2 protein-coding genes are annotated in these 3,013 nt (G+C 46.8%); both read right to left on the reverse strand.

The annotated features are described in order from the left end of the window. The coding region (locus AB4653_RS26415) for a carboxynorspermidine synthase (protein WP_372105706.1) at nt 1–1,229 on the reverse strand (1,229 nt) is incomplete at its 3' end. Nucleotides 1,230–1,237: 8 nt separating this feature from the next. After that, the coding region (locus AB4653_RS26420) for a pyridoxal phosphate-dependent class III aminotransferase (RefSeq protein WP_372105707.1) at nt 1,238–3,013 on the reverse strand (1,776 nt) is incomplete at its 5' end.

Raw genomic sequence — 3,013 nt, forward strand, 5'->3', positions numbered from 1 at the left:
GGAAGACCTTGGCCTGCTTCAAGTTCTTGAACATGCCAATCTAGACCGATTTCAGGCATTGTTGCTAGGAACGGGTCTGGGTTTAACTGTTCCATATTGAACACGCCTTTATCAGCCCATTCGCCACGGAAGAACTGAAGTGCAGCCGTAATCGCTGGAACACCCGTAGTGTAAGAGATTGCTTGGTGCTCTACGTCTTCGTAAGCCACTTCGTGGTCTGCGTTATTGTAGATGAAGACACTGCGATCTTTGCCGTCTTTCTTACCTTGGACCCAAGTACCGATACACGTTAAACCTGTGTAACCCGGAGCTAGAGATGTTGGGTCTGGTAGTAGTGCTTTAAGAACATGCAGAGGCTGAACCACAGTACCGTCATGTAGCGTTAGTGGATCAGGGCTAAGAAGACCGATATCACGCATGCAGTTGAAGTAGTTCAGGTATGCATCACCAAAGCCCATCCAGAATTCGATACGCTTAGCAGGGATGAACTCTTTCATTGAACGAACTTCATCGTGCGCCATTGAGTAAACTTTGTGAGAACCACAATTAGGGAATTCAAACTCAAGCATACGAGAGTGACAAGGTACTTGTTTCCACTCTTCATTTTCCCAGTAGAAAGAATCGCCTTGGATCTCAAGCATGTTGGTTTCTGGATCAAAGTTTGTCGCAAACTTCTTACCGTGGTCACCAGCATTCACGTCCATTACGTCAATTGAGTCAATCTCATCGAACAAGTGCTTAACCGCGTACGCTGCAAAGATTGATACCACACCTGGATCGAAACCCGCGCCAAGAATACCTGTGATGCCCGCTTCAGCGAACTTCTCACGGTAGCCCCACTGCCAATCATAAGCTTGTGGTACTTGTTGACCTTCAGAACATAGGTCAACCGCTACCGATGTATCTAGGTAAGAGACTTTAGATTGGTAACACGCTTCCATGATTGCCATGTTTACCCAAGGAGGACCAGCGTTGATCACTAGATCCGGCTGAACTTCTTTAATCAAAGCAACAAGTGCATCAACATCGTCAGCGTCTACTGAACGAGCCTCTAGTTTCTTAGTAGAATCTTTAAGGTTATTTTTGCCCTTGATAGATTCGATGATTTTTTCACACTTCGCGATTGTGCGAGAAGCGATTGTGATATCACCCAGTACTTCGTTATTTTGTGCTGCTTTGTGTGCAACAACCCAACCAACGCCGCCTGCACCAATTTGTAGAATAGCCATAGTTTTAATTACCCTTGTTGTTCTGCTAGCTCAATAGCTAAAGTTTGAATTTTGTTAATTAGAGATTTGAAATCTGATGTCGTTAAGCACGGATTCAAGATTGTAAATTTCAGCGCACTTTTACCGTCGACGACCGTTTCGCCAAGCACGGCAACACCACGAGTCAGCGCCTCCAGTCTTAACGTCTGATTCAGTTTGTCTAAATCAAGAACGCCGTTTGCTGATAGCTCGTTGTTCGGTACCGCACGGAACAGCACTGTCGACAATGACGGCTCAGCAAGTAGCTCAAAATCGTCATGCTTCTGAATCAGATCGGCAACTTCAAGCGTCTGCTCTAGAAGATGGTCGTACATATCACCCAGTTGCTTTGGTCCAACGCTTTGCATCGTCATGAAGACTTTCAGTGCATCGAAACGCTTGGTGGTAGCTATGGACTTATCGACTAGATTTGGCAGCTCATCGTGCTCGCGATTCAAGTAGTCTGCGTGATGCAGTAGGTACTTAAAGTTCGCTTTGTCTTTCAGCAGCACAGCGCCACAGCTGATGGTTTGGAAGAACAACTTGTGGAAGTCGACACTCACTGAGTCCGCTTTTTCGATACCTTTCAGACGAGCTTTATGGCTGCTTAAGATAAGCGCGCCACCGTAAGCACTGTCGACATGGAACCAAAGATCTTGTTGGTTGGCGATGTCAGCAATCGCTTCAAGATCATCAATCGCACCGTGATCGGTAGTACCCGCCGTACCGACAACAGCAAAAGGAATCAACCCTTGAGCTTTAAGTGCTTTCACTTCTGCGTCTAGCAAGTCAGGCTTGATAGTGCCGTTTGCATTGGTGTCAACACAGCATACTGCCGCTTCACCTAGCCCTAATAGAGAGGCTGACTTTTGAACCGTGAAGTGCGATTTCTTTGAACATAAGATACGCAGCTTGCTCGCGTATTCTGGTAAGCCAAGCTTTTGGATAGAATGACCATTGTGCTTATCCGCAACCCAGTCTCTCGCCAGCAATAAGCCCATTAGGTTACTTTGCGTGCCGCCGCTAGTGAAAACACCATCAGCTTGTGCGCCAAGTTGGTATTTGTCACACATCCAATCCACCACACGCTGCTCCACATAAGTCGCAGCAGATGCTTGGTCCCATGAATCCATCGATTGATTCAACGCCGCGATAATCGATTCCGCAGCTACCGAAGCCATAAGAGGAGGAGTGTGAAGGTGCGCAATGCAGTCTGGGTGTTGCACGAAGATGGAGTTCGCAGCGACAAGGTCTGCAGTACTATCTACAACATCAACCAAAGAGTGTTGATTGTTATCGAGATCAACAGCATTGATGGCTGCTTCTAGCACTTTTGGATCTAAACCCGAATAAGGCGTTTCAACTTGTTCAAAAACCGCTTTCATCGCTTGAGTGGTTTGGTTCATCACGTTAGCAAATTCGTTGCTACCGCCTAAACCTGTCTGGATGAAATGCTTATTCCATTCTTGGTTAGTTTGTTCGCTTGAAGCTGGGTCTTGTTGTAAACCACCACCCGCTGCGATGATCGCTTCTTCCATCACGCGCAATGCAAAGTCGATCTGCTCAAAAGAGATAATCATTGGCGGAAGGAAACGAATTACCGAACCATCACGACCACCCTTTTCAACCATCAAGCCGCGCTCTAGTGCTGCTCGTTGAATCGCTAAGGTTAGTTCGCCGTCGGATTGTGGTTCGCCAAACTTGTTAAGATCACCATTTGGTTGCTTGATCTCAGCGCCAAGCATCAAGCCTTTACCGCGAACTTC

It is taken from the genome of Vibrio sp. 10N.222.48.A3 (assembly GCF_041475345.1).
Lineage (GTDB): Bacteria > Pseudomonadota > Gammaproteobacteria > Enterobacterales > Vibrionaceae > Vibrio > Vibrio tasmaniensis_A.